22 protein-coding genes are annotated in these 22,244 nt (G+C 53.2%); 16 read left to right on the forward strand and 6 right to left on the reverse strand.

From position 1 onward, the window contains the following. Positions 1 to 22 precede the first annotated feature (22 nt). The 4 genes from yjbE to HV346_RS01225 all read left to right on the forward strand — a co-directional run bounded on the left by yjbE (position 23) and on the right by HV346_RS01225 (position 3,795). On the forward strand, positions 23 to 265 hold the full coding sequence (yjbE, locus tag HV346_RS01210) for an exopolysaccharide production protein YjbE (RefSeq protein WP_181621819.1): 243 nt from the start codon (positions 23 to 25) through the stop codon (positions 263 to 265). 61 nt (positions 266 to 326) lie between these two features. Continuing rightward, the gene (locus HV346_RS01215) at positions 327 to 965 is read left to right on the forward strand and encodes a YjbF family lipoprotein (protein ID WP_181621820.1); all 639 of its coding nucleotides are present in this window, start codon (positions 327 to 329) and stop codon (positions 963 to 965) included. After that, the gene (locus tag HV346_RS01220; RefSeq protein ID WP_181621821.1) at positions 962 to 1,699 is read left to right on the forward strand and encodes a capsule biosynthesis GfcC D2 domain-containing protein; all 738 of its coding nucleotides are present in this window, start codon (positions 962 to 964) and stop codon (positions 1,697 to 1,699) included. The genes HV346_RS01215 and HV346_RS01220 overlap by 4 nt, the downstream gene beginning before the upstream one ends. Further along, a complete protein-coding gene (locus HV346_RS01225) occupies positions 1,699 to 3,795 on the forward strand; it encodes a YjbH domain-containing protein (protein ID WP_181621822.1) in 2,097 nt (698 codons plus the stop codon). The genes HV346_RS01220 and HV346_RS01225 overlap by 1 nt, the downstream gene beginning before the upstream one ends. A 72-nt stretch (positions 3,796 to 3,867) precedes the next feature. Here the strand turns inward: HV346_RS01225 and HV346_RS01230 are convergent, their stop codons facing one another. Further along, on the reverse strand, positions 3,868 to 4,323 hold the full coding sequence (locus HV346_RS01230) for an acyltransferase (protein WP_181623660.1): 456 nt from the start codon (positions 4,321 to 4,323) through the stop codon (positions 3,868 to 3,870). 93 nt (positions 4,324 to 4,416) lie between these two features. Between HV346_RS01230 and psiE the strand changes: the two genes are divergently transcribed. Continuing rightward, positions 4,417 to 4,827, forward strand: a complete 411-nt coding sequence (gene psiE / locus HV346_RS01235) for a phosphate-starvation-inducible protein PsiE (protein ID WP_014068487.1) — start codon at positions 4,417 to 4,419, stop codon at positions 4,825 to 4,827. A gap of 96 nt (positions 4,828 to 4,923) precedes the next feature. Here psiE and malG read toward each other — a convergent pair whose 3' ends face one another. From malG to malE, 3 genes are all read right to left on the reverse strand, one after another. Then, positions 4,924 to 5,814 (reverse strand): maltose ABC transporter permease MalG, encoded by an 891-nt coding sequence (malG, locus tag HV346_RS01240; RefSeq protein WP_181621823.1) that lies wholly within the window; start codon positions 5,812 to 5,814, stop codon positions 4,924 to 4,926. Positions 5,815 to 5,828: 14 nt separating this feature from the next. Further along, positions 5,829 to 7,373 carry a maltose ABC transporter permease MalF gene (gene malF / locus HV346_RS01245; protein ID WP_181621824.1) on the reverse strand — a complete coding sequence of 515 codons (1,545 nt, stop codon included), beginning with the start codon at positions 7,371 to 7,373 and terminating at the stop codon, positions 5,829 to 5,831. Between the two features lie 121 nt (positions 7,374 to 7,494). Next, positions 7,495 to 8,685: a maltose/maltodextrin ABC transporter substrate-binding protein MalE gene (gene malE, locus HV346_RS01250; protein WP_181621825.1), complete on the reverse strand. Its 1,191-nt coding sequence runs from the start codon at positions 8,683 to 8,685 to the stop codon at positions 7,495 to 7,497. A gap of 370 nt (positions 8,686 to 9,055) precedes the next feature. Here malE and malK point away from each other — a divergent pair, with 370 nt between their 5' ends. From malK to ubiA, 5 genes are all read left to right on the forward strand, one after another. Next, a complete protein-coding gene (gene malK / locus HV346_RS01255; protein WP_181621826.1) occupies positions 9,056 to 10,165 on the forward strand; it encodes a maltose/maltodextrin ABC transporter ATP-binding protein MalK in 1,110 nt (369 codons plus the stop codon). Between the two features lie 71 nt (positions 10,166 to 10,236). Continuing rightward, positions 10,237 to 11,547 carry a maltoporin gene (locus HV346_RS01260; protein WP_181623661.1) on the forward strand — a complete coding sequence of 437 codons (1,311 nt, stop codon included), beginning with the start codon at positions 10,237 to 10,239 and terminating at the stop codon, positions 11,545 to 11,547. 114 nt (positions 11,548 to 11,661) lie between these two features. Then, positions 11,662 to 12,606: a maltose operon protein MalM gene (gene malM / locus HV346_RS01265; protein WP_181621827.1), complete on the forward strand. Its 945-nt coding sequence runs from the start codon at positions 11,662 to 11,664 to the stop codon at positions 12,604 to 12,606. 179 nt (positions 12,607 to 12,785) lie between these two features. Further along, on the forward strand, positions 12,786 to 13,283 hold the full coding sequence (ubiC, locus tag HV346_RS01270) for a chorismate lyase (protein ID WP_181621828.1): 498 nt from the start codon (positions 12,786 to 12,788) through the stop codon (positions 13,281 to 13,283). A 13-nt stretch (positions 13,284 to 13,296) separates the two neighbouring features. Further along, positions 13,297 to 14,166 (forward strand): 4-hydroxybenzoate octaprenyltransferase, encoded by an 870-nt coding sequence (gene ubiA, locus HV346_RS01275; RefSeq protein ID WP_181621829.1) that lies wholly within the window; start codon positions 13,297 to 13,299, stop codon positions 14,164 to 14,166. Between the two features lie 54 nt (positions 14,167 to 14,220). On the opposite strand, the gene plsB is transcribed toward ubiA, so the two are convergent. Beyond that, positions 14,221 to 16,641, reverse strand: coding sequence for a glycerol-3-phosphate 1-O-acyltransferase PlsB (gene plsB, locus HV346_RS01280; protein ID WP_181621830.1), 2,421 nt, complete (start codon positions 16,639 to 16,641; stop codon positions 14,221 to 14,223). A gap of 154 nt (positions 16,642 to 16,795) precedes the next feature. Here plsB and HV346_RS01285 point away from each other — a divergent pair, with 154 nt between their 5' ends. From HV346_RS01285 to HV346_RS01300, 4 genes are all read left to right on the forward strand, one after another. Beyond that, positions 16,796 to 17,164, forward strand: a complete 369-nt coding sequence (locus tag HV346_RS01285; protein WP_181621831.1) for a diacylglycerol kinase — start codon at positions 16,796 to 16,798, stop codon at positions 17,162 to 17,164. Positions 17,165 to 17,272: 108 nt separating this feature from the next. Continuing rightward, complete coding sequence (gene lexA, locus HV346_RS01290) at positions 17,273 to 17,881, forward strand: transcriptional repressor LexA (RefSeq protein ID WP_181621832.1); 609 nt, start codon at positions 17,273 to 17,275, stop codon at positions 17,879 to 17,881. Positions 17,882 to 17,945: 64 nt separating this feature from the next. Continuing rightward, positions 17,946 to 19,265, forward strand: coding sequence for an MATE family efflux transporter DinF (dinF, locus tag HV346_RS01295; RefSeq protein WP_181621833.1), 1,320 nt, complete (start codon positions 17,946 to 17,948; stop codon positions 19,263 to 19,265). A 147-nt stretch (positions 19,266 to 19,412) separates the two neighbouring features. Beyond that, positions 19,413 to 19,622, forward strand: a complete 210-nt coding sequence (locus HV346_RS01300) for a CsbD family protein (RefSeq protein WP_181623662.1) — start codon at positions 19,413 to 19,415, stop codon at positions 19,620 to 19,622. Between the two features lie 69 nt (positions 19,623 to 19,691). Here HV346_RS01300 and zur read toward each other — a convergent pair whose 3' ends face one another. Continuing rightward, positions 19,692 to 20,207: a zinc uptake transcriptional repressor Zur gene (gene zur / locus HV346_RS01305; protein ID WP_181621834.1), complete on the reverse strand. Its 516-nt coding sequence runs from the start codon at positions 20,205 to 20,207 to the stop codon at positions 19,692 to 19,694. A gap of 115 nt (positions 20,208 to 20,322) precedes the next feature. Here zur and HV346_RS01310 point away from each other — a divergent pair, with 115 nt between their 5' ends. Beyond that, a complete protein-coding gene (locus HV346_RS01310) occupies positions 20,323 to 20,811 on the forward strand; it encodes a cupin domain-containing protein (protein WP_181621835.1) in 489 nt (162 codons plus the stop codon). A 170-nt stretch (positions 20,812 to 20,981) separates the two neighbouring features. Continuing rightward, complete coding sequence (locus tag HV346_RS01315) at positions 20,982 to 22,229, forward strand: conjugal transfer protein TraF (protein ID WP_181621836.1); 1,248 nt, start codon at positions 20,982 to 20,984, stop codon at positions 22,227 to 22,229. Positions 22,230 to 22,244 lie beyond the last annotated feature (15 nt).

Here is a 22,244-nt window from a genome sequence, read left to right on the forward strand (position 1 = left end):
CATTCATTGAAGGGAAATTGTTATGAAGAAAATACTGTATGGCATTTTTGCCATATCTGCGCTTGCGGCGACGTCTGTGTATGCAGCTCCGGTTCAGGTCGGGGATGCAGCAGGCTCGGCAGCGACGTCTGCGTCTGCGGGAAGTTCTACTGCAGCCAGCACGAGCACCGTGAGTTCAGCCGTGGGTGTCGCGCTCGCGGCAACCGGTGGCGGTGATGGCTCCAATACCGGAACCACGACCACCACGACAACAAGCACCCGATAGTCCGGGTGCATTAACTCTAACCACACTTCGGTGTGGTTATTCCGCCCCCCGGAGAAGAGTCGTGAAGCGACCTGGAATCATTCTGATTTGCCTGCTTTTACAGGCGTGTTCAGCCACCACGAAAGGGCTGGGAAACTCACTGTGGGACAGCGTATTTGGTACGCCTGGCGTACATCTGACCGATGACGAACTCCAGAATATGCCGTACGCCAGCCAGTACATGCAGTTAAACGATGGCCCGCAGCTGTTTGTGGTGCTCGCTTTCTCTGAAAACGGGCAGCAGAAATGGGTGACGCAGGATCAGGCCACCATCGTGACGCAGCATGGGCGCATCGTGAAAACCTTGCTCGGAGGCGACAACCTGCTGGAGGTGAATAATATTGCAGCCGACCCACTCATAAACCCGAACCACATCACGGACGGAGCAAGCTGGACACGCACGCTTGGCTGGACCGAGCATAAACAGGTGCGTTATGCGACGGCGCGATCCACCTTTCGCTGGGATGGCCAGGACAGTGTCAGCGTAGGAAGCGACACCACCCCGGTTCGGGTGCTTGATGAAGAGGTGGTCACTGACCAGGCAACCTGGCATAACCGTTTCTGGATCGATGATGAAGGGCAGATCCGCCAGTCATTGCAATATCTTGGCGCAGACTTCTTCCCGGTAAAAACCACCCTGATTAAGGCAGCGAAAGCATGAAAACACTCTTTTTTGCTGTGTTGATGGGGAGTCTTCTTACACCGCTGGCATGGTCGGCGGGGACGGTGAAGGTCTACACCGCTGACAGCACGCAACCCAAAACATTATCCAATGCAGAGCATCTGCTCGATCTTGTTGGGCAACCCCGGCTGGCCAACAGCTGGTGGTCTGGTGCGGTGATCGGCGAACGGCAGGCAACGGCACGAGCGGAACAGCAGCAGCAGGCGCTGTTAGCCAGGCTGACAGCACTGGCAGGACAAGAGCATGGCGAAGATGCGGCAGCCATTAACAGTGTTCGCCAGCAACTGAAGGCCCTGAAAGTCACGGGTCGTCAGCAGGTGAATCTGGACCCCGACAAGGTCCGTGTTGCTGAAAAGGGTAACCCGACTCTGGAAGGGGAATACACGCTGTGGCTCCCGGCGCAACCATCGACCATCACGGTGGCCGGGCTCATCAGCAGCCCTGGCAAAAAGCCCTTTACACCAGGACGAGATGTGGCGGGCTATCTCGATGAACAGCATCTGCTGAGTGGTGCGGAAAACAGCTATGCCTGGGTTGTGTATCCGGATGGTCATACTCAGAAAGTCCCGGTTGCGTACTGGAACAAGCGCCATATCGAACCGATGCCCGGCAGCGTGATTTTTGTCGGTTTTGCCGACCATTTCTGGACGAAGGATTATGACGGGCTGAATGCCGATATCCTTCACTCCTTCGCGCAGCGGATACCGGACTAATGAAAAGAACTTATCTCTACAGCATGCTGGCGCTGTGCGTAAGTGCCGCCTGCCATGCCGAAACTTACCCTGCGCCAGTCGGGCCTTCGCAGTCAGATTTTGGCGGCGTAGGTTTACTGCAAACCCCCACGGCACGCATGGCGCGTGAAGGCGAATTAAGCCTTAACTACCGCGATAACGACCAATATCGCTACTACTCTGCATCAGTGCAGTTGTTCCCCTGGCTCGAAACTACCTTGCGCTATACCGATGTACGCACCAAAGCATACAGTAGCGTTGAAGCCTTCTCCGGTAACCAGACCTATAAAGACAAAGCCTTCGATGTGAAGGTGCGTTTGTGGGAAGAGAGCTACTGGATGCCACAGGTATCAGTAGGGGCGAGGGATATCGGTGGTACGGGTCTGTTCGACGCCGAGTACATCGTGGCGAACAAAGCCTGGGGACCGTTCGATTTCTCTCTGGGGATGGGCTGGGGTTATCTCGGAACCCGCGGTAACGTGAAAAACCCGTTCTGCTCCTACAGTGAAAAGTATTGCTATCGCGACAACAGCTATCAAAAAGCGGGGTCGATCAACGGCGACCAGATGTTCCACGGCCCGGCTTCGCTGTTTGGGGGCGTTGAGTATCAGACCCCATGGCAACCGTTGCGGCTGAAGCTGGAATATGAGGGCAACAACTATACCCAGGATTATGCAGGTAAGCTTGAACAGCGGAGTGCATTCAACGTTGGGGCGATTTATCGCGTCACCGACTGGGCTGACGTTAACCTGAGCTATGAGCGTGGCAACACCTTCATGTTTGGCGTCACGCTGCGGACTAACTTCAGCGATATGCGCCCACATTACAACGACAATGCGCGGCCAACATACCAGCCAGAACCGCAGGATGCGATCATTCAGCATTCCGTGGTCGCCAATCAGCTGACGCTGCTGAAATACAATGCAGGGTTTGCCGATCCGAAAATTCAGGCGAAAGGTGACACCCTGTATGTCACAGGGGAGCAGGTGAAATACCGTGATTCCCGTGAGGGGATCGAACGTGCCAACCGGATCATCATGAACGATCTCCCCGAGGGGATCCGCACGATCCGCGTGACGGAGAATCGTCTTAACCTGCCACAAGTGACGACGGAGACCGATGTTGCCAGCCTTAAACGTCATCTTGAAGGCGAGCCGTTGGGACATGAAACTGAGCTGGTGCAAAAACGCATTGAACCGGTGGTTCCACAAACAACCGAACAGGGCTGGTACATCGACAAATCGCGTTTTGATTTCCATATCGACCCTGTACTGAACCAGTCCGTTGGCGGGCCGGAAAACTTCTATATGTACCAGTTTGGGGTGATGGCGACCGCCGATTTGTGGATGACAGACCACCTGCTAACCACCGGTAGTCTGTTTGGCAATGTGGCTAACAACTACGGTAAATTTAACTACACCAACCCGCCAAATGACTCGACGCTGCCGCGCGTGCGTACCCGTGTGCGTGAATATGTACAAAACGATGTGTATGTGAATAACCTGCAGGCCAACTACTTCCAGTACTTCGGTAACGGATTCTACGGCCAGGTCTACGGGGGGTATCTGGAAACAATGTACGGTGGCGCAGGGGCCGAGGTGCTGTATCGTCCGGTCGACAGTGACTGGGCATTCGGGGTTGATGCCAACTACGTTAAGCAGCGTGACTGGCGCAGTGCGCAGGATATGATGAAGTTCACTGATTACAGCGTGAAAACTGGCCACCTGACGGCCTACTGGACACCATCATTCGCCCAGGATGTGCTGGTGAAAGCCAGTGTTGGACAGTATCTGGCCGGTGACAAAGGCGGCACACTGGATATCTCCAAACACTTCGACAGCGGTGTCGTGGTTGGCGGTTATGCGACTATCACCAATGTCTCGCCAGAGGAATATGGGGAAGGGGATTTCACCAAAGGTGTGTATGTGTCGATTCCACTGGATCTCTTCTCATCAGGGCCAACCCGCAGTCGTGCGGCAATTGGCTGGACGCCACTGACACGTGACGGGGGACAACAGCTTGGGCGTAAGTTCCAGCTGTATGACATGACCAGCGATAAGAACATTAACTTCCGCTAACACTCCAGGCCGGGCGGCATTTCGTTTTCCCGGCCTGTGGTTTTGCAGGCCCGGTAAGCGCATGCGGGCGAATCACAAACGGCGCATCAACCTTGCCGGGTTCCCGGCATAGACACCTTTCTCGACAATCGATTTCGTTACCACGCTTCCTGCACCAATCACTACCCCGTCGCAGATAGAAACAGACAGAATGGTCGCACCGCTGCCTATTGAGACATCATTACCCACGGTAATCCGTCCCCAACTGTTGCGGTCCGCATTGGGTTTACCTTCTCGAAACATATCGTTGGCAAACATCACCCCATGACCGATAAAACAGCGGTTGCCGAGAGTGACATACTCGCAAATGAAGGTGTGCGACTGGATCTTGCTACCGTCACCAATGCGCGTATTGCCCTGGATTTCAACAAACGGGCCGATGAATACATCGTTGCCAAGCGTGCAGTCATAAAGATTGGCGGGTTCGTATACGGTCACATTGTCGCCGTAAGTTACGTTTCGCACCCCGGTTGGTTTACGCTCCATCAGTTTGCTCCCTACATAAAACATAATTAAAAAATATAGATCTCTGTCACATTTTTGCGTTATACAGGAATCTCGCCCTGGAGAATGAGGTGCTGTATGACATCCCTGACTCGCCCGCGCGTTGAGTTTATCTCAACCATCCTCCAGACCGTGCTAAACCTCGGTCTGTTGAGCCTTGGCCTGATACTGGTGGTCTTCCTGGGTAAAGAAACGGTGCATCTGGCGGATGTGCTGTTTGCCCCCGAACAAACCAGCAAGTATGAGCTGGTGGAAGGACTGGTGGTCTATTTTCTCTACTTTGAATTTATCGCCCTGATTGTGAAGTATTTTCAATCCGGATTTCACTTCCCGCTACGCTATTTTGTCTATATCGGGATCACCGCAATTGTGCGGCTGATCATCGTCGATCATAAATCCCCGCTCGACGTGCTGATCTATTCAGCTGCGATTCTGTTGCTCGTGATCACCCTCTGGCTGTGTAACTCGAAGCGGCTGAAACGCGAATAAAAAAATGGCGGCCCGGAGGCCGCCTAACAACAGTCACAAGTTGGGTCAATACAATACGTCAAAGTTGAGGGTTGCAGTGGCTTGGAACAATGAAACTTAACCTTTCACACCGCCCGCCGTCAGGCCGTTGACCAGCCAGCGTTGTGCCAGCAGGAATACCACGGTAATCGGGATGGCAGAGAGTACAGCCGCAGCGGCAAAGTCGCCCCACAGGTAGTTTTGCGGGTTGAGGTATTGCTGCATACCCACGGCCAGGGTGTAGCTGTTTACATCACGCAGCAGCAGTGATGCGACCGGGACTTCGGTAATGGCTGCGATGAACGAGAGAATAAACACTACCGCCAGGATAGGGACTGACAGCGGCAGCAGTACCAGACGGAATGCCTGCCACGGCGTTGCGCCATCCAGCGCAGCTGCTTCTTCCAGCGAGCCGTCAATGGTCTCGAAATACCCTTTAATGGTCCACACATGCAGGGCGATACCCCCCAGATACGCGAAGATCACGCCGCCGTGGGTGTTCAGGCCGATAAATGGTACATACTGGCCCAAACGGTCAAACAAGGCGTACAAGGCAACCAGCGACAGAACCGCAGGGAACATCTGGAAAATCAGCATCCCTTTCAGCAGTGCGGCTTTACCAGGGAAGCGCATGCGGGCAAAGGCATAAGCACAGGTTGTGGAGAGAGTCACGATGCCAAGTGCGGTGATCCCGGCGATTTTCACCGAGTTCCACAGCCATAACAGGACCGGGAATGGCGGTGGCGTGACGCGGCCATCCGCATGTTCAACACTGAAACCTAAGGCTAATTTCCAGTGCTCCCAGGATATTTCGTCCGGGATAAGACTCCCGGTGGCAAAGTTACCCGAACGCAGGGAGATGGCGATGACCATCAGCAGCGGGAACATGATGGCCGCGATAAAAATCAGCAGCCCTAAGTGCGTCGCGAAGAGGCGCAATTTCTGAGATTTGGGTTGTACCATTGCCATGATCGATGCCCTCCTTAGTCAAATTTCATGCGTGTTGCTTTCAGGTTCACAATCGCCAGAGCGCCTACCAGCAGGAAGATCAGGGTGGCAATCGCTGCCGCCAGACCGAAGTCCTGACCGCCGCCGCCTTCAAAGGCAATACGGTAGGTGTAGCTTACGAGCAGGTCGGTGTAGCCTGCTGGTGTCGTTGTCCCGAGGCGATCCGGACCACCGTTGGTTAACAACTGAATCAGCACGAAGTTGTTAAAGTTAAAGGCAAAGCTGGCAATCATCAGCGGCGTCAGCGGCTTAATGAGCAGCGGGAGTGTGATCTTAAAGAAGTTCTGGAATGGGCCTGCGCCATCCATTGCTGAGGCTTCATACAGATCGTCCGGAATCGCCTTCAGCAGCCCCATGCACAGGATCATCATGTACGGATAACCGAGCCAGGTGTTGACGATGATAATCATCGAACGGGCGGTCGTCGGGTCGCTGAACCAGGCGGGTTTGATACCGAACAGCGCGCTCAGCATCATGTTGATTTCACCGAAGCTCTGGTTGAACAGGCCTTTGAAAATCAGAATCGAGATAAACGACGGGACGGCATAAGGGAGAATCAACAGCACGCGGTAAATCGCTTTGCCCTTGAGAGATTCCCATTGCACCAGACAGGCCAGTACCATCCCCACGGCGACAGTCAAAATCACGGTCAGTACCGAGAAGACCACCGTCCAGACGAAAATAGCGAAGAATGGTTTCTGGATCCCCTCGTCGGTAAAGACGCGGGTGAAGTTGTCCCAGCCGATAGTCACGGTGTAGCCTGGGCTGAGTTTTTCATCGCCCCATTTACCGTCGGCTGTAATGGACTGATAGAAGCCAATATCGTTGTTCGGGCGATACTTCACGCCACTTTGGTTGTTGGTGAGCGTACCGTCATTCGCAAGTGTGTACAGCGGTTGTGTGCCGGAGAACTGGCGCAGTGAGCTCATGGTCACTTTGCTTTCATCGGGCAGTACAGCGGTTAACTGGGTCAGCGCCTGACGATTTTGGGTAATAATGCGCAGATTGGCACGTTCACCTTCTGGCAGGGCCGCGGCCTCTTTTAAGGACAGTTTTTGCGCGCCGCCAAATTTGAACGCGTCAGAAACAAAGTTCTTGCCGCTTTCTTCGTCAGTGAGTGCTAACTTCCAGTCGCTCCCTTCTGGATACAGGCCAAAGTTAAAAGTTTTTCCTGCCTGGTAAGACCGATCCATCAGCACTTGCTGGGCGCGCTCCTGAGCGAGCTGGTTGGTGCTGCTGTAGTTAGTGAAGGCGATAGCAATAGTACAAATCAGTGGGAACAAGACGAACAGCCCCATCCCGGCGACACCTGGATACACATAGCGCCAGGCATAGGCTTTACGGTTGGCGAAAATATACAGGCCAGCAGAGCTTAAAATCAGCGTCATGATGGCGAACAGGTATTCCCCCTGTACGTACATTAAAACAACAAGGTAACCCACCAGTAAGCACAGCAGACCAATCACTGACCATTTCAGCGTGTCGCTTTGCCACCAGTGTTTCTTTTTAATGACATCCATGGGGTTCTTCCTCTACAACGTGTGATCTTTTCTCCCTCTCCAGAGGGAGAGGGCCGGGATGAGGACGGATAACGACAAGCCTCACCCTAACCCTCTCCTCATAGGGAGAGGGAATTACGGCTTACTTCGTAATACGGCCCTGCGCATCTTTCAGTGCGGCATCGACAGTCTGACGACCGCTGGCTGCGTTGATGACCGCTGTACGAGTGGCATACCAGAATGCTGCCATCTGCGGGATGTTCGGCATGATTTCGCCTTTCTGGGCGTTATCCATAGTTGCCGCGATGCGTGGATCTTTTGCTAACGTATCCTGGAAGGATTTCAGCGCAACAGCACCCAACGGTTTGTCCTTGTTCACTTCATCCAGACCCTGATCGGTCAGCAGGTAGTTTTCGAGGAACTCTTTTGCCAGCTCTTTGTTCGGGCTTGCGGCGTTAATACCGGCACTCAGCACACCAACGAACGGTTTAGACGGCTTACCTTTGAAGGTTGGCAGCAGTGTGACGCCATAGTTGATCTTGCTCTTATCGATATTGGTCCAGGCCCACGGACCGTTGATGGTCATCGCGGTTTCGCCTTTGTTGAACGCCGCTTCTGCGATGGAGTAATCGGTATCTGCGTTCATGTGTTTGTTCTTAATGAGGTCAACCAGGAAGGTCAGACCCGCTTTCGCGCCTGCGCTGTCCACGCCCACGTCTTTCACGTCATATTTGCCATTTTCAAACTTGAAGGCGTAACCGCCATCCGCAGCAATCAGCGGCCAGGTGAAGTACGGTTCTTGCAGGTTGAACATCAGCGCACTCTTACCTTTCGCCTTCAACTCTTTATCCAGCGCAGGAATTTCTTCCCAGGTTTTCGGTGGGTTCGGGACCAGGTCTTTGTTGTAAATCAGGGAGAGCGCTTCAACCGCAATTGGGTAAGCGATCAGCTTGCCGTTATAGCGAACAGCGTCCCAGGTGAACGGGAAGAGTTTGTCCTGGAACGCCTTATCTGGTGTCACTTCAGCCAGCAGGCCGGATTGCGCGTAACCACCGAAACGGTCATGTGCCCAGAAGATGATGTCCGGGCCGTCACCCGTAGCGGCAACCTGCGGGAATTTCTCTTCCAGTTTGTCCGGGTGTTCAATGCTTACCTTAATGCCGGTGTCTTTTTCGAATTTTTTACCCACTTCGGCCAGGCCGTTATAGCCTTTATCGCCGTTAATCCAGATAACCAGCTTACCTTCTTCAATTTTGGCGAGAGCCGGTGCGGAAATCATCATTGCTGCCAGGGCGGACAATGCGAAAACGCGTGCGCCAGTCTTGATCTTCATATCTGCCATCCTTTTATGGTGATGTGCTCGTGGATACTGAGGTGGTTCAACGTGACTCAGTCTCCTTATTTGACATCCTCTTTCCATCCTCCTTAGCCCTACGCCCCACCCCCGCTTTGTGTGATCTCCGTTGCATAAATTTAAGTTATGAGCCATGGCGCACATAAAAACACACTGAATTTTGCAGGTGGCTTCACGATTTTAGCCCCTGCCCGCCAATGGCGGTGGCAGAGCCTGCTCTCTCATCCTCCCGCCTCCTCCCCCATAAAAAAGCCGGGGGGTGGAGGATTCACGGAAGTAATGGATACCCCATAGTGAACTTATCTTGAATGTTTCTGTCGGTGACAGGTTGTAACGAAGGGAGAAGGGCATGGCGAGCGTACAGCTGCGTAATGTAACGAAAGCCTGGGGCGACGTTGTGGTGTCAAAAGACATCAATCTGGACATCCACGAGGGTGAGTTCGTGGTGTTTGTTGGTCCATCAGGCTGCGGTAAATCAACTCTGCTGCGTATGATTGCCGGACTTGAAACGATCACCAGCGGTGACCTGTTTATTGGTGATACCCGCATGAATGACATCCCACCCGCCGAGCGCGGCGTAGGCATGGTATTCCAGTCTTATGCACTTTATCCCCACCTCTCTGTTGCTGAGAACATGTCCTTTGGTCTGAAACTGGCCGGAGCGAAGAAAGAGGTGATTAACCAGCGCGTGACACAGGTTGCTGAAGTCCTTCAACTGGCGCACCTGCTGGAACGTAAACCAAAAGCACTCTCCGGTGGTCAGCGTCAGCGTGTGGCGATTGGCCGTACGCTGGTGGCCGAGCCTCGTGTCTTCCTGCTTGATGAACCGCTTTCCAACCTGGACGCCGCGCTGCGTGTCCAGATGCGTATTGAAATCTCCCGTCTGCACAAACGTCTTGGCCGCACCATGGTGTATGTCACCCACGATCAGGTCGAGGCGATGACGCTTGCCGACAAAATTGTGGTGCTGGACGCAGGCCGTGTCGCGCAGGTAGGTAAACCGCTTGAGCTGTATCACTATCCTGCGGACCGCTTTGTTGCGGGCTTTATTGGCTCGCCAAAGATGAACTTCCTGCCCGTCAAAGTGACCGCGACAGCGATTGAACAGGTACAGGTGGAACTGCCAAACCGTCAGCAAATTTGGTTGCCGGTGGAGAGTGCCAACGTGCAGGTCGGGGCGAACATGTCCCTGGGTATCCGTCCTGAGCATCTTCTGCCTAGCCACATCGCGGATGTGACCCTGGAAGGTGAGGTTCAGGTTGTCGAACAACTTGGTCACGAAACACAGATTCATATCCAGATCCCCGCCATCCGTCAGAACCTGGTGTACCGCCAGAATGACGTGGTGTTGGTAGAAGAGGGTGCCACATTCGCTATCGGTTTGCCGCCAGAGCGTTGTCATCTGTTCCGTGAGGATGGCACTGCATGTCGTCGGTTGCATAAAGAACCAGGCGTTTAAGCAATCCCAATAAAAGGCACGAAACCGACAGGTGAAGTGTTCAAAGAAAAGCAATGATCTCAGGAGATAGAATAATGATTACTCTGCGCAAAGTTCCTCTGGCAATCGCCATTGCGGCAGGCATCCTGTCTGCCCAGGCGAGTGCTGTTGATTTTAAAGGTTATGCTCGTTCTGGCATTGGCTGGACCGGGAGTGGCGGTGAACAACAATGTTTCCAGGCAACCGGTGCTCAAAGTAAATACCGTCTCGGTAACGAATGTGAAACTTATGCCGAACTGAAACTGGGTCAGGAAGTGTGGAAAGAAGGTGATAAGAGCTTCTATTTCGACACCAACGTAGCGTATTCCGTTTCTCAGCAGAATGACTGGGAATCAACCAGCCCAGCTTTCCGTGAAGCTAACGTGCAGGGTAAAAACCTCATCGACGCATTACCAGGTTCAACCATCTGGGCCGGTAAACGTTTCTACCAACGTCATGACGTTCACATGATCGACTTCTACTACTGGGATATTTCTGGTCCTGGTGCGGGTATCGAAAACATCGATCTGGGCTTCGGTAAACTGTCCCTGGCAGCAACGCGTTCTTCTGAAGCGGGTGGTTCAGGTACGTTCGCCGATCGTGATGCACTGGGTAACCGTATTTATGACAACCTGGTACCGAACGATGTCTTCGACGTCCGTTTAGCTCAGATGGAAATCAACCCAGGCGGTACGCTGGAGTTCGGTGTTGACTACGGTCACACCAACCTGCCAGACAACTACTCTCTGGCTCCAGATGCGTCTAAAGATGGCTGGATGTTCACTGCTGAACATACCCAGAGCATGCTGAAGGGCTTCAACAAATTCGTACTGCAGTACGCAACTGACTCTATGACCTCCAACGGTAAAGGCCGTCCGGAAGGTGGTAGCATCAACAACAACGGCGACATGTGGCGCGTGCTGGATCACGGTGCGATCTCTCTGGGCGACTCCTGGGATCTGATGTACGTGGGGATGTACCAGGACATCAACCTGGATAACAACAACGGGACTAAATGGTGGACCGTCGGTGTGCGTCCTATGTTCAAATGGACGCCAATCATGAGCACCCTGCTGGAAGTTGGCTACGACAACGTTAAATCGCAGAAAACCAGCGAAACCAACAACCAGTACAAAATCACCCTGGCACAACAATGGCAGGCAGGCGACAGCATCTGGTCTCGTCCGGCTATCCGTGTCTTCGCAACTTATGCGAAGTGGGATGAGAAATGGGGTTACGCGAACAGTGATTCCGGTGACGCTTACACGTCCGGCGTTGCATATCGCGACACTTCCGCGAAGACCTTCAGCCGTGGCGATAGCGACGAGTGGACCTTCGGTGCTCAGATGGAAATCTGGTGGTAATTCGTTAGACCTGACGTAATGACCTAAAAAGAGGGGCGAAAGCCCCTCTATCCTTAGGGTGCTGCGCGCTATTGCCTGGCCACCGCAGTGCTCACGCTATCAGAGGTAATAACAATGAAAATGAAGAAAAGTCTCGTCGCGCTGTGCCTCTCTGCGGGGCTGCTGGCTTGTGTTCCGGCGATCACCTTTGCAGATGTGAATTTCGTTCCACAAAATACCAGTGCAGCGCCGGCTATTCCGGTCGCGGCACTCCAGCAATTGACCTGGACCCCTGTTGACCAGTCTAAAGCTCAGGCGACGCAACTTTCTGCGGGTGGCCAGCAACTCAACGTGCCAGGTATTACCGGTCCCGTGGCCGCGTTTAGTGTCCCGGCGAATATCGGTGAATTGACGCTCACGCTGACCAGTGAAGTGAATAAACAGACCAGCGTGTTTGCGCCTAACGTATTGATCCTGGATCAGAACCTGACGCCATCAGCATTTTTCCCAAGCGAATACTTTACCTACCAGGAGCCTGGCGTCATGAGCGCTGATCGCCTGGAAGGCAGAATGCGCCTGACGCCTGCATTGGGTCAGCAGAAAATTTATGTTCTGGTTTTCACAACAGATAAAGATTTGCAGCAAACCACGAAGCTGGTTGATCCAGCAAAAGCCTACGCTAAAGGGGCGGGTAACGCCGTACCAGATATTCCGGACCCGTTAGCGCGCCACGTTACTGACGGCCTGTTGAAGCTGAAAGTCTCCACCAACAATGCGTCCAGCGTGCTGGTTGGTCCTCTGTTTGGTTCTTCCGGCACAGGTCCTGTCACCGTAGGTAATACCGCTGCACCGGTTTATGCTGCGCCTGCCGTCGCGGCCCCGGTTGCAGCAGCAGCGGCTCCGGCGAAAAAAGCCGATCCGATGCTGAATGACACCGAAACTTACTTCAATAACGCTATTAAGCAGGCTGTTAAGCGCGGCGACGTCGATAAGGCGCTGAAACTGCTTGATGAAGCTGAGCGTCTGGGTTCCACCACTGCCCGTTCCACCTTTATCAGCAGTGTAAAAGGCAAGGGGTAATCATCTCCCCGCAGTGCTGATTTGTTCGTTGTTTAGTGCGCCTGAGTGGGCGCACTTTTTTTTCAGCCAACACCCTGTTGCACCGCTGTTGCGATATTGATCGCTAAATAGCGTTTGCCCGCCCTCATTTGCGGTTTCTGCGATACAATAGCCGCACGTTATGTATCGGAGAGTCTGGCATGTCACACCCTGCGCTAACGCAACTGCGTGCGCTGCGCTATTTCGACCAAATACCTGCGCTTGACCCGGAGCAACTGGACTGGTTGCTGCTGGAAGATTCCATGACTAAACGTTTTGAGCAACAGGGTAAAACGGTTACGGTAACGTTGATTCAGGAAGGGTTTGTGCCACCTGAAGCCATCGCCAGTGAATTACCTCTTTTGCCGCAAGAAGAACGCTACTGGTTACGCGAAATTTTACTGTGTGCTGATGGTGAGCCGTGGCTCGCAGGGCGGACGGTTGTACCAGAATCAACCCTTTCCGGACCGGAGCTGGCGCTGCAACAATTGGGAAAAACCCCGCTAGGACGATATCTCTTTACGTCATCTGAGCTCACCCGCGATTTTATTGAAATTGGTCGCGATGCTGATTTGTGGGGGCGTCGTTCCCGCCTCCGTCTGAGTGGTAAACCGTTAATGCTAACGGAGCTTTTTTTACCGGCATCGCCGTTGTACTGAGAGGAAGAGAAAAATGGAGTGGAGTCTGACGCAGAGCAAGCTGCTGGCCTATCACCGCTTAATGCGTACTGACAAACCGATTGGTGCGCTATTGCTGCTGTGGCCAACCTTGTGGGCGCTGTGGGTCGCGACACCGGGTTTGCCGCCGTTGTGGATTTTGGCCGTGTTTGTGGCCGGAGTCTGGCTGATGCGTGCAGCAGGTTGCGTGGTCAATGACTATGCTGACCGTAAATTTGACGGACATGTAAAACGTACCGCTAATCGGCCGCTGCCCAGCGGGCAGGTCACGGAAAAAGAAGCACGCACGCTGTTTATTGTGCTGGTATTGCTCTCTTTCCTGCTGGTATTAACGCTTAACACCATGACGATCTTGCTTTCAGTGGCTGCTCTTGCGCTTGCCTGGGTTTACCCGTTCATGAAGCGTTATACCCATTTACCGCAAGTGGTATTGGGCGCGGCATTTGGCTGGTCGATACCGATGGCCTTTGCGGCGGTAAGTGAATCCGTACCGTTGAGCTGCTGGTTGATGTTCCTGGCGAATATTTTGTGGGCTGTGGCTTACGACACGCAGTATGCGATGGTCGATCGTGACGATGATCTCAAAATTGGCATCAAATCGACCGCGATCCTGTTTGGTCGTCAGGACAAACTGATCATCGGTATCTTGCAGGTCGCGGTGCTGGCGTTGATGGTAGAGATTGGCCGTCTGAACGGGCTCAACTGGGCGTTCTACTGGTCAGTGCTGGTGGCGGGGCTGCTGTTTGCGTATCAGCAAAAGCTGATAGCGAAACGTGAGCGTGACGCGTGTTTTAAGGCCTTCCTGAATAATAACTACGTTGGTCTGGTGCTGTTTTTAGGGCTGGCGATGAGCTACTTCTCGTAAAAAAATGGCAGCCATCTGGCTGCCATCCTTTCATCCTTTCCACCGGAGAGGGTATCACTCGTCTTGTGCCGCACTCTCAATCGTCAGGCGTACATCAGAGGTAATCAACTCTGCCAGCATCTGGTAAACCTTCAGTGTCTCTTCAGGCTCGGCATCACCCGTATCACTGATAAAGCCCTCGTCACGCAGCGTCAGCACCAGCGAACTAAAGACCGCTTTGTCGAAGAACTCTGGTGCGTTAATGCCGTGCAGGACGGACAGACGTTGTGCCAGTGTGCGACTCGCTTTTTCCAGCGTTCCACGGTTAATCGACGGGTTCGCACTCAGCAACCAGAAGGTGATGGCATAGCGTTGCAACGTCTCACGTGCGCCAGCGGCCAGCAGCTGCAGAGTACGGGAACGTGATGGGTTGATGTTGAGCTCATCGTTATTCACGGTGATCAGCCCCTGACGATGCAATTCAACGGTGAGTTTGTCCAGCTCTGCCGCCAGCTCTTCTTTGCTCCAGCGCAGGAACAGCTCGGCTTTCAGCATTGGGTAGAGCGCTTCAACGTGACGCAGCACTTCCTGACGAGAAATGCGACGGTGCTGAGTAATAATGGCCGCCATCAGCGATGGCAGCATCAGCATGTGCGCAATGTTATTACGATAGTACGTCATCAGCACCGCCTGCTCGCGCGGCAGAATGATGATGTCACCGATCGTATCTTTCTCGACTTCGAACTTGTTCATCTGCAACGCGTGATCAAGCAGGGCGCTGGCCGTTGCTGCAGGAACGGTTGAGTCAGGTGAATACGGAACATTACGCATGATGTCCAGATAACAATCGACCTGCTCGGTCAGTTGCTCACGGGTCAGCGAGCGCTGGCGCGAGGCGAGAAGTGCAGTACAACACAGGTTCATGGCGTTAGCCGCACCGGCATTGTTAATACGCACCATCAGATCGGCCGCAATGTTATTTACCGTTGGGGTGAGCCAGGCGGGACGGATGGCTTCGATTGGATCGATAGACTCACGCCACTCTGGTACATGCTGATTCAGGTAGGTCATCAGTGGCATTGGTTCGCCAAAGTTCACATAGCCCTGGCCGAGGTTGCGAAGCTTGCTCAGGCCGCGCAGCATCTGCGGCAGGCTCTCTTTCTCTTTGGTCGCTCCGCGCAGTTCTTTCGCGTAGGTTCCCACTTCCATGACGTGTTCATAGCCAATGTAAATCGGAACCAGTGTGATAGGACGCGTTCCCCCACGCAGCATCGCCTGAATCGTCATCGACAGCGTGCCCGTCTTCGGATCGAGTAGACGCCCGGTACGGGAACGGCCACCCTCAACGAAATATTCAACGGAATAGCCGCGGCTGAACAGCTCGCCCAGATACTCACGGAACACGGTGGAATAGAGTTTGTTGCCCTTGAAGGTACGGCGAATAAAGAACGCACCCAGGCGGCGGAAAATCGGGCCCGCTGGCCAGAAGTTCAGGTTGATACCGGCAGCAATGTGCGGTGGAACCAGCCCCTGGTGATAAAGCACGTAGGAGAGCAGAAGGTAGTCCATGTGGCTGCGGTGGCAGGGCACATAGACAATTTCATGACCGTCGTGAGCCAACTGACGCACACGCTCTGCGTTATGCACGTTGATCCCCTGATAGAGACGGTTCCACGTGAAGCTCAGGATACGATCGGACAGACGAATCATCTCATAGGAGAAGTTCGCAGCGATCTCTTCCATCAGGGCGATGGCATTCTGTTGTGCTTTCTCGTGTGAAATCTTCTTGCTACGGGCTTCGTCTTCAACAGCGCGTGCTATGGCTTTGGAAGCCAGCAACTTGTTGAAAAGGTCCTGACGCGCCGGAAGGCGTGGGCCTACAGCAGCCAGACGTTGACGGGCAAAGTGCATACGCGCAACACGCGCCAGTTTTTGCGCAATGATTTTATCCGTACCGTGTTCGTCCGCCATTCGGCGCAGGGAGACGGAAGGGGAAAAACGCACGAAGCTATCACGGCCTAGCCATGACACCGCAAAGAATTTCTGGATGCCGTTAAGCATACGCAGCGGTGGGTTTTCTTCACCCTTTTCGCGCCCAGGACGACGACCAAACATCACCGACACCGGAACCATCTGAACATCCAGATCGGGGTTGCTGCGGTGCAGGTCGAGGTAATCATGGAACAGCTTGATGGACTCTTCTTTTGGCGTGTAATAGGTAAACACACGCGGTCCGCCGTGGATGAAGACATAGCGTGGCAACAATGTGCCATCAATTTCCAGCGGTTCAAGCGGATCGGGTAAGTCATGCGCCAGACATTGGGCGCGGAGCGTCAGCAAGTCAGCCTTCGAGTTGTAAGGCAAAACATACATAATAGGGCGAGAGGTATCGAGCCCTAATTCCAGCGCGGGTTCTGCTGGGATAGACTTGCTTTTTACCAGGACGCTTAATGGTAAATTAAGTAATTTGTAGTAAATTCGTGGCCAGCCGGACATAAACGATGTAAAGCCTCTGGTTAATAATGCAATTGCTGCGCAAGGATAACAGAAAGCGCGCAAAATTTCTGTTGTTACCCGTCATACTTCAGGCGGCAGTCAAATGGACTGCGGCTATAGTTACTGACGCTATTTCTCATAAAAGGTTCTTTTAATGGCCAATAATACCACTGGGTTAACCCGAATTATCAAAGCAGCTGGCTATTCATGGAAAGGTTTCCGCGCCGCCTGGATCAATGAGGCTGCTTTCCGTCAGGAAGGTATCGCCGCTATTGTCGCGGTGATTATCGCCTGTTTCCTTGATGTTGATGCTATCACCCGCGTTCTTCTTATTGGCTCGGTGCTTTTGGTGATGATAGTGGAAATTCTTAATAGTGCTATTGAAGCTGTGGTGGACCGTATTGGCTCTGATTTTCACGAGCTTTCTGGGCGTGCGAAAGATATGGGTTCCGCAGCGGTATTACTGGCGATTATTACCGCCATGATTACCTGGGGCACGCTTCTTTGGTCACATTTCCGATAAGCCTTCAGGAATAAGTAACTCCCTGGTTTTTTGTGCAGTTTTTGATTCCAAAATCACCTTTGACTGTATATACTCACAGCATAACTGTATATACACCCAGGGGGCGGAATGAAAGCGTTAACGACCAGGCAGCAAGAGGTGTTTGATCTCATCCGGGATCATATCGGCCAGACGGGTATGCCACCCACGCGTGCGGAGATCGCTCAGCGTCTGGGTTTCCGTTCTCCAAATGCTGCCGAAGAGCACCTCAAAGCGCTGGCACGTAAGGGCGTCCTGGAGATTGTTTCCGGTGCTTCACGTGGTATTCGCCTTTTGGTGGAAGAAGAAACCGGTATTCCGCTTGTAGGCCGAGTGGCTGCGGGCGAGCCTCTGTTGGCACAGCAGCATATCGAAGGCCATTACCAGGTTGATCCAGGCATGTTTAAACCAAGCGCTGATTTCCTGCTTCGCGTAAGTGGCATGTCAATGAAAGATATCGGTATTCTTGATGGTGACTTGCTGGCGGTACATAAAACGCAGGATGTGCGTAACGGGCAAGTTGTTGTCGCGCGTATCGATGATGAAGTGACCGTTAAGCGACTGAAAAAACAGGGTAATACCGTTCAGCTTCTGCCAGAAAATAGCGAGTTTTCTCCTATCGAAGTTGACCTTCGCGAGCAAAGTTTCTCTATTGAAGGCCTTGCCGTTGGCGTTATCCGTAACGGTGAATGGCTGTAATCTCTTCCTGACAGGCTGCGGTATCCCCGCAGCCTGACTTATTTTCCTGCCCCGGTATTTTCTCATGTCACTGCTGACTGCTTCAGATAAGGCGCTGTGGCGTCTTGCGTTGCCAATGATCTTTTCGAATATCACCGTTCCGTTATTGGGACTGGTGGACACGGCAGTAATTGGCCATCTGGATTCGCCGGTCTATCTGGGCGGTGTGGCGATTGGCGCGACAGCGACCAGCTTCCTCTTCATGCTGTTGCTTTTTTTGCGGATGAGTACCACGGGTCTTACCGCTCAGGCGTTTGGTGCGAAAGATCCGCTTCGTCTGGCGCGTGCTCTGGTTCAGCCATTGATTCTGGCGCTGGGAGCGGGTGCTGTGATCGTCCTGTTACGTGCTCCGCTAATCGATCTCGCATTGCATATTGTAGGAGGTAGCGAGGCCGTTCTCGAACAGGCTCGTCGCTTTCTTGAGATCCGCTGGCTCAGTGCTCCGGCCTCGCTGGCAAACCTGGTGTTGCTTGGCTGGCTGCTGGGCGTTCAGTACGCGCGTGCCCCCGTGATCCTGCTGGTGGTGGGAAATATCCTCAACATTGTGCTCGACCTGTGGCTGGTGATGGGGCTGCACATGAACGTGCAGGGGGCGGCACTGGCGACTGCCATTGCGGAGTACGGGACGTTCATCATTGGGTTATGGATGGTGTGGCGGGTGCTGAAAATGCGCGGTATCTCTCTGGCGATGCTGAAAGCAGCCTGGCGCGGCAATATCCGTAAACTCCTGGCGCTGAATCGCGACATTATGCTCCGCTCGTTCCTCCTGCAACTCTGTTTTGGTGCGCTCACGGTTTTCGGCGCGCGCCTTGGGCCAGAGATTGTGGCGGTTAATGCAGTACTGATGACGCTGCTGACCTTTACCGCCTATGCACTGGACGGCTTTGCCTATGCCGTTGAAGCCCACTCCGGGCACGCGTACGGTGCGGGGGAAAGCGGTCAGTTGCAGGATGTCTGGCGCGCGGCCTGCCGTCAGGCGGGGCTGGTGGCGCTGATCTTTGCGTTGATCTACGCCTTCCTGGGCGAACATATTGTGGGGCTATTAACGTCATTACCGGCACTGCGCGAACTGGCAGGCCACTACATCATCTGGCAGGTGGTACTACCGATAGTGGGGGTCTGGTGTTATCTGCTGGATGGCATGTTCATCGGTGCGACGCGTGGAGCGGAAATGCGCAACAGTATGGCCGTTGCCGCTGCTGGATTTGCACTGACGTTGCTCACGTTACCGTATCTGGGTAACCACGGGCTATGGCTGGCACTGGCGGTCTTTCTTTCCCTGCGAGGGTTATCACTGGCGGTTATCTGGCATCGCCACTGGCGGAATAACACCTGGTTTTCATAACGCCTTAAAATCTCCTGATGGTAAAAGATTCTGAATAAATTCTTAGATGCCACAGGCTCGACTAAAATTATTATCACGTCCAGCATGAAATGAAGGTTTCGGGCGACCCTTTTCACTATTGAATGACCGAACGATGAGGATGTGATGATGAATAAAGACGAAATCGGCGGCAACTGGAAACAGCTCAAAGGTAAAGCGAAAGAGCAGTGGGGTAAGCTGACTGATGATGATATGACCGTCATCGAAGGTAAACGCGATCAGCTTGTCGGTAAAATTCAGGAGCGTTACGGCTACGCTAAAGAACAGGCAGAGAAAGAAGTGGGTGACTGGGAAAAACGTAACGATTACCGCTGGTAAACAGGTTATACCCGTAAGTACAAGGATGTACTCCCTGTCGGCGGCTTTGAGCCGCCCTTTTCTATGCCGTCAGCGGGGTTTTTTCTTTACCAGAATCGAGTGGTCGTGGTGACATTCACCCTGATGCCGGCAGGACTCCACTTCTACGCAGTTTGAGCACAACCCGTGTGCTTCAATAACATTGTGACGCAGTGCAAAGCCCATTTTCGCTGCCAGCGTATGCATGATGTCTTCAACACCTTCCGCACACTCTTCCTTCACCACGCCACAGCGGTCGCAGATAAACATCGCAGAGGTATGGGTGGGCTGATCAAACAAGTAGCACAGAACATAACTGTTTGTTGATTCAACCTTATGCACAAAGCCTTGTTCCAGCAGGAAATCCAGCGCGCGATACACCGTTGGAGGCTTCGCCTGTGGTTCTGTTTCCCGAAGCAGGTCGAGCAAATCGTATGCACTGATCGCACCTTGCTGGAGGCTCATCAGCCTTAAGACTTCAAGGCGCTGTGGAGTCAGGCGCACATTGCGTTGGGCACACAGCTTTTCAGCTTGCGCTAACAGCTCTTGCGTTGTGGTCTTATCCATTTAGCACCTCGGATGTTGTAGGATCGAAAACCCTCACTCTACCATGTTCTGCTAAAAACACCGAGATCCGCCGGGCTGTGCTATACCTGACGCATCGCAATACAGGAAATAAATAATGAAAAGACCTGACTGTATCCGGCACTGGCGAGACATCGAAGGTGCGGACGATGCAACGTATCCCGACAGTGACGAACGTTTCTCCATTGGCGCGCCCTTGGCCAGAAAACTCGGTCTTGGCCGTATTGGTATTCACCATGAGCGATTACCCCCAGGGCGTCGCACCTCGTATCCACATGCAGAAAGTGATGAAGAGGAGTTTATCTACGTGCTGGAAGGATATCCCGAAGCCTGGATTAACGGCTACCTGTGGAAGCTGGAGCCAGGTGATAGCGTCGGGTTTCCTGCCGGAACCGGCGTATGCCATACCTTTATCAATAACACTGATGAAGAGGTGCGGCTGCTGGTTGTTGGCGAGGCAAATAAAAAGCATAACCGCATCTATTACCCGCTGAATCCGGTCTATGCCGCGACGCGTGAGGATCGCTGGGTTGACCATCCACCGCAGTTTTTTGGCCCGCATGACGGAAAAGCTGGGCGAAAATAATATCCTCTTCTATAAATATTGAGGGCCGTCACAAAATACAATAGGCCAGATGGGTGATTTAACTTAAGGAAATAGCGGGTCTTTTTGTACTTATTCACAGCAATAGTTCGTTCCTGTTTGGGTGATAACAGACAGGGCTATTTCATAACAGACTATAAGACGAGCATACTGTGAAAAAAGTATTTAAATTTTCGGTGGTTAGCATTGCTGTCTCTTTTTTTGCGGCGCATCAGGCATCTGCCGCCAATACCTGGACAGAAGCGCGTAGTGACGCAATGGGGGGCACAGGTGTTGCCGCAGGCAGCTACGGAAGCGGGGTGTTAATCAACCCTGCTTTGCTGGCTAAAGCAAAGCCTGACGATGGCATTACCGTTATTTTGCCGTCTATTGGCGCGCAAATTTCCGACAAAGACAACCTGCGGGATAAAATTGATGACGTCAGCGACGATATCAATCGCTACCGCAGCTCCCTGGATGACATTAACCTTTTCGATCTCTTCAACCCCACCAGCTCCGGCTACAAGCAGGTCTCTTCTGCGGCAGGCGATCTGGCCAGCCAGTTGGAATCTCTGAAAGGAAAAACCGCCAGCGGGAAAGCGGGGGGTGGCATTGCTGTCAGTATTCCGAATGACACGTTATCCGTCGCGTTTGTGGCAAAAGCGAATGCGCGTGCGCGCGTCAGTTCTTATATCGATCAGGGTGATATCGATATGCTGCGCGCGGTTGAAAAAACACCGGCAACAATCCTGGGCGTTGATCCGGATAATCTGAAATCTAAAGGCTTTGGTCGGGCGGCGATTGTTTCTGATTATGGCGTTGCACTGGCGCGACAGTTTGATATCAGTGGCGTACCGGTTTCGGTCGGGATCACTCCGAAGTTGCAGAAAACCTGGCTCTATAATTACACCGTGTCGATTTACAATTTTAACAGCGACGATATTAACAGCAGCCGCTATCGTAATGATGACACAGGATTTAACGTCGATGCTGGCCTTGCCGCCGATTTTGGCGAGAACTGGACGGTCGGTCTGACCGGGCAAAACCTCTTCTCCCGCGATATCGACACCAAAGAGGTGGATGGTGTACGCGATACCTACCAAATCAGCCCTGTCGTGACAGCTGGTGTGGCTTGGCATACCAGCCTGGTGACGCTGACTGCCGATGGTGATCTGACCGAAACCAAAGGTTTTAAAAGTGAAGAGAATTCCCAGTACGTTGGCGTGGGCGCGGAAGTGACCCCGTTAAGCTGGCTGGCCGTTCGTGCCGGTTATCGTGCTGATGTGAAGAATAACGACAGCAATGTCTTTACCGCAGGTGTCGGGTTTGCACCGTTTAACACGGTACATGTTGACCTGATGGGGCTCTATGGTGAGGACGAAACCTGGGGTGCAGGTGCACAGTTGAGCGTGGCGTTCTAAAGTGAAGCGGAGGCG

Origin of the sequence: Enterobacter sp. RHBSTW-00994 (genome assembly GCF_013782625.1) — a bacterium.
Lineage (GTDB): Bacteria > Pseudomonadota > Gammaproteobacteria > Enterobacterales > Enterobacteriaceae > Enterobacter.

What these genes read in the sequence shown, in the direction of transcription:
- yjbE (WP_181621819.1), top strand. Translation starts at nt 23, where the DNA reads ATGAAGAAAATACTGTATGGCATTTTTGCCATATCTGCGCTTGCGGCG.
- HV346_RS01220 (WP_181621821.1), top strand. Translation starts at nt 962, where the DNA reads ATGAAAACACTCTTTTTTGCTGTGTTGATGGGGAGTCTTCTTACACCG.
- HV346_RS01225 (WP_181621822.1), top strand. Translation starts at nt 1,699, where the DNA reads ATGAAAAGAACTTATCTCTACAGCATGCTGGCGCTGTGCGTAAGTGCC.
- psiE (WP_014068487.1), top strand. Translation starts at nt 4,417, where the DNA reads ATGACATCCCTGACTCGCCCGCGCGTTGAGTTTATCTCAACCATCCTC.
- malG (WP_181621823.1), bottom strand. Translation starts at nt 5,814, where the DNA reads ATGGCAATGGTACAACCCAAATCTCAGAAATTGCGCCTCTTCGCGACG.
- malF (WP_181621824.1), bottom strand. Translation starts at nt 7,373, where the DNA reads ATGGATGTCATTAAAAAGAAACACTGGTGGCAAAGCGACACGCTGAAA.
- malE (WP_181621825.1), bottom strand. Translation starts at nt 8,685, where the DNA reads ATGAAGATCAAGACTGGCGCACGCGTTTTCGCATTGTCCGCCCTGGCA.
- malK (WP_181621826.1), top strand. Translation starts at nt 9,056, where the DNA reads ATGGCGAGCGTACAGCTGCGTAATGTAACGAAAGCCTGGGGCGACGTT.
- malM (WP_181621827.1), top strand. Translation starts at nt 11,662, where the DNA reads ATGAAAATGAAGAAAAGTCTCGTCGCGCTGTGCCTCTCTGCGGGGCTG.
- ubiC (WP_181621828.1), top strand. Translation starts at nt 12,786, where the DNA reads ATGTCACACCCTGCGCTAACGCAACTGCGTGCGCTGCGCTATTTCGAC.
- ubiA (WP_181621829.1), top strand. Translation starts at nt 13,297, where the DNA reads ATGGAGTGGAGTCTGACGCAGAGCAAGCTGCTGGCCTATCACCGCTTA.
- plsB (WP_181621830.1), bottom strand. Translation starts at nt 16,641, where the DNA reads ATGTCCGGCTGGCCACGAATTTACTACAAATTACTTAATTTACCATTA.
- HV346_RS01285 (WP_181621831.1), top strand. Translation starts at nt 16,796, where the DNA reads ATGGCCAATAATACCACTGGGTTAACCCGAATTATCAAAGCAGCTGGC.
- lexA (WP_181621832.1), top strand. Translation starts at nt 17,273, where the DNA reads ATGAAAGCGTTAACGACCAGGCAGCAAGAGGTGTTTGATCTCATCCGG.
- dinF (WP_181621833.1), top strand. Translation starts at nt 17,946, where the DNA reads ATGTCACTGCTGACTGCTTCAGATAAGGCGCTGTGGCGTCTTGCGTTG.
- HV346_RS01300 (WP_181623662.1), top strand. Translation starts at nt 19,413, where the DNA reads ATGAATAAAGACGAAATCGGCGGCAACTGGAAACAGCTCAAAGGTAAA.
- zur (WP_181621834.1), bottom strand. Translation starts at nt 20,207, where the DNA reads ATGGATAAGACCACAACGCAAGAGCTGTTAGCGCAAGCTGAAAAGCTG.
- HV346_RS01310 (WP_181621835.1), top strand. Translation starts at nt 20,323, where the DNA reads ATGAAAAGACCTGACTGTATCCGGCACTGGCGAGACATCGAAGGTGCG.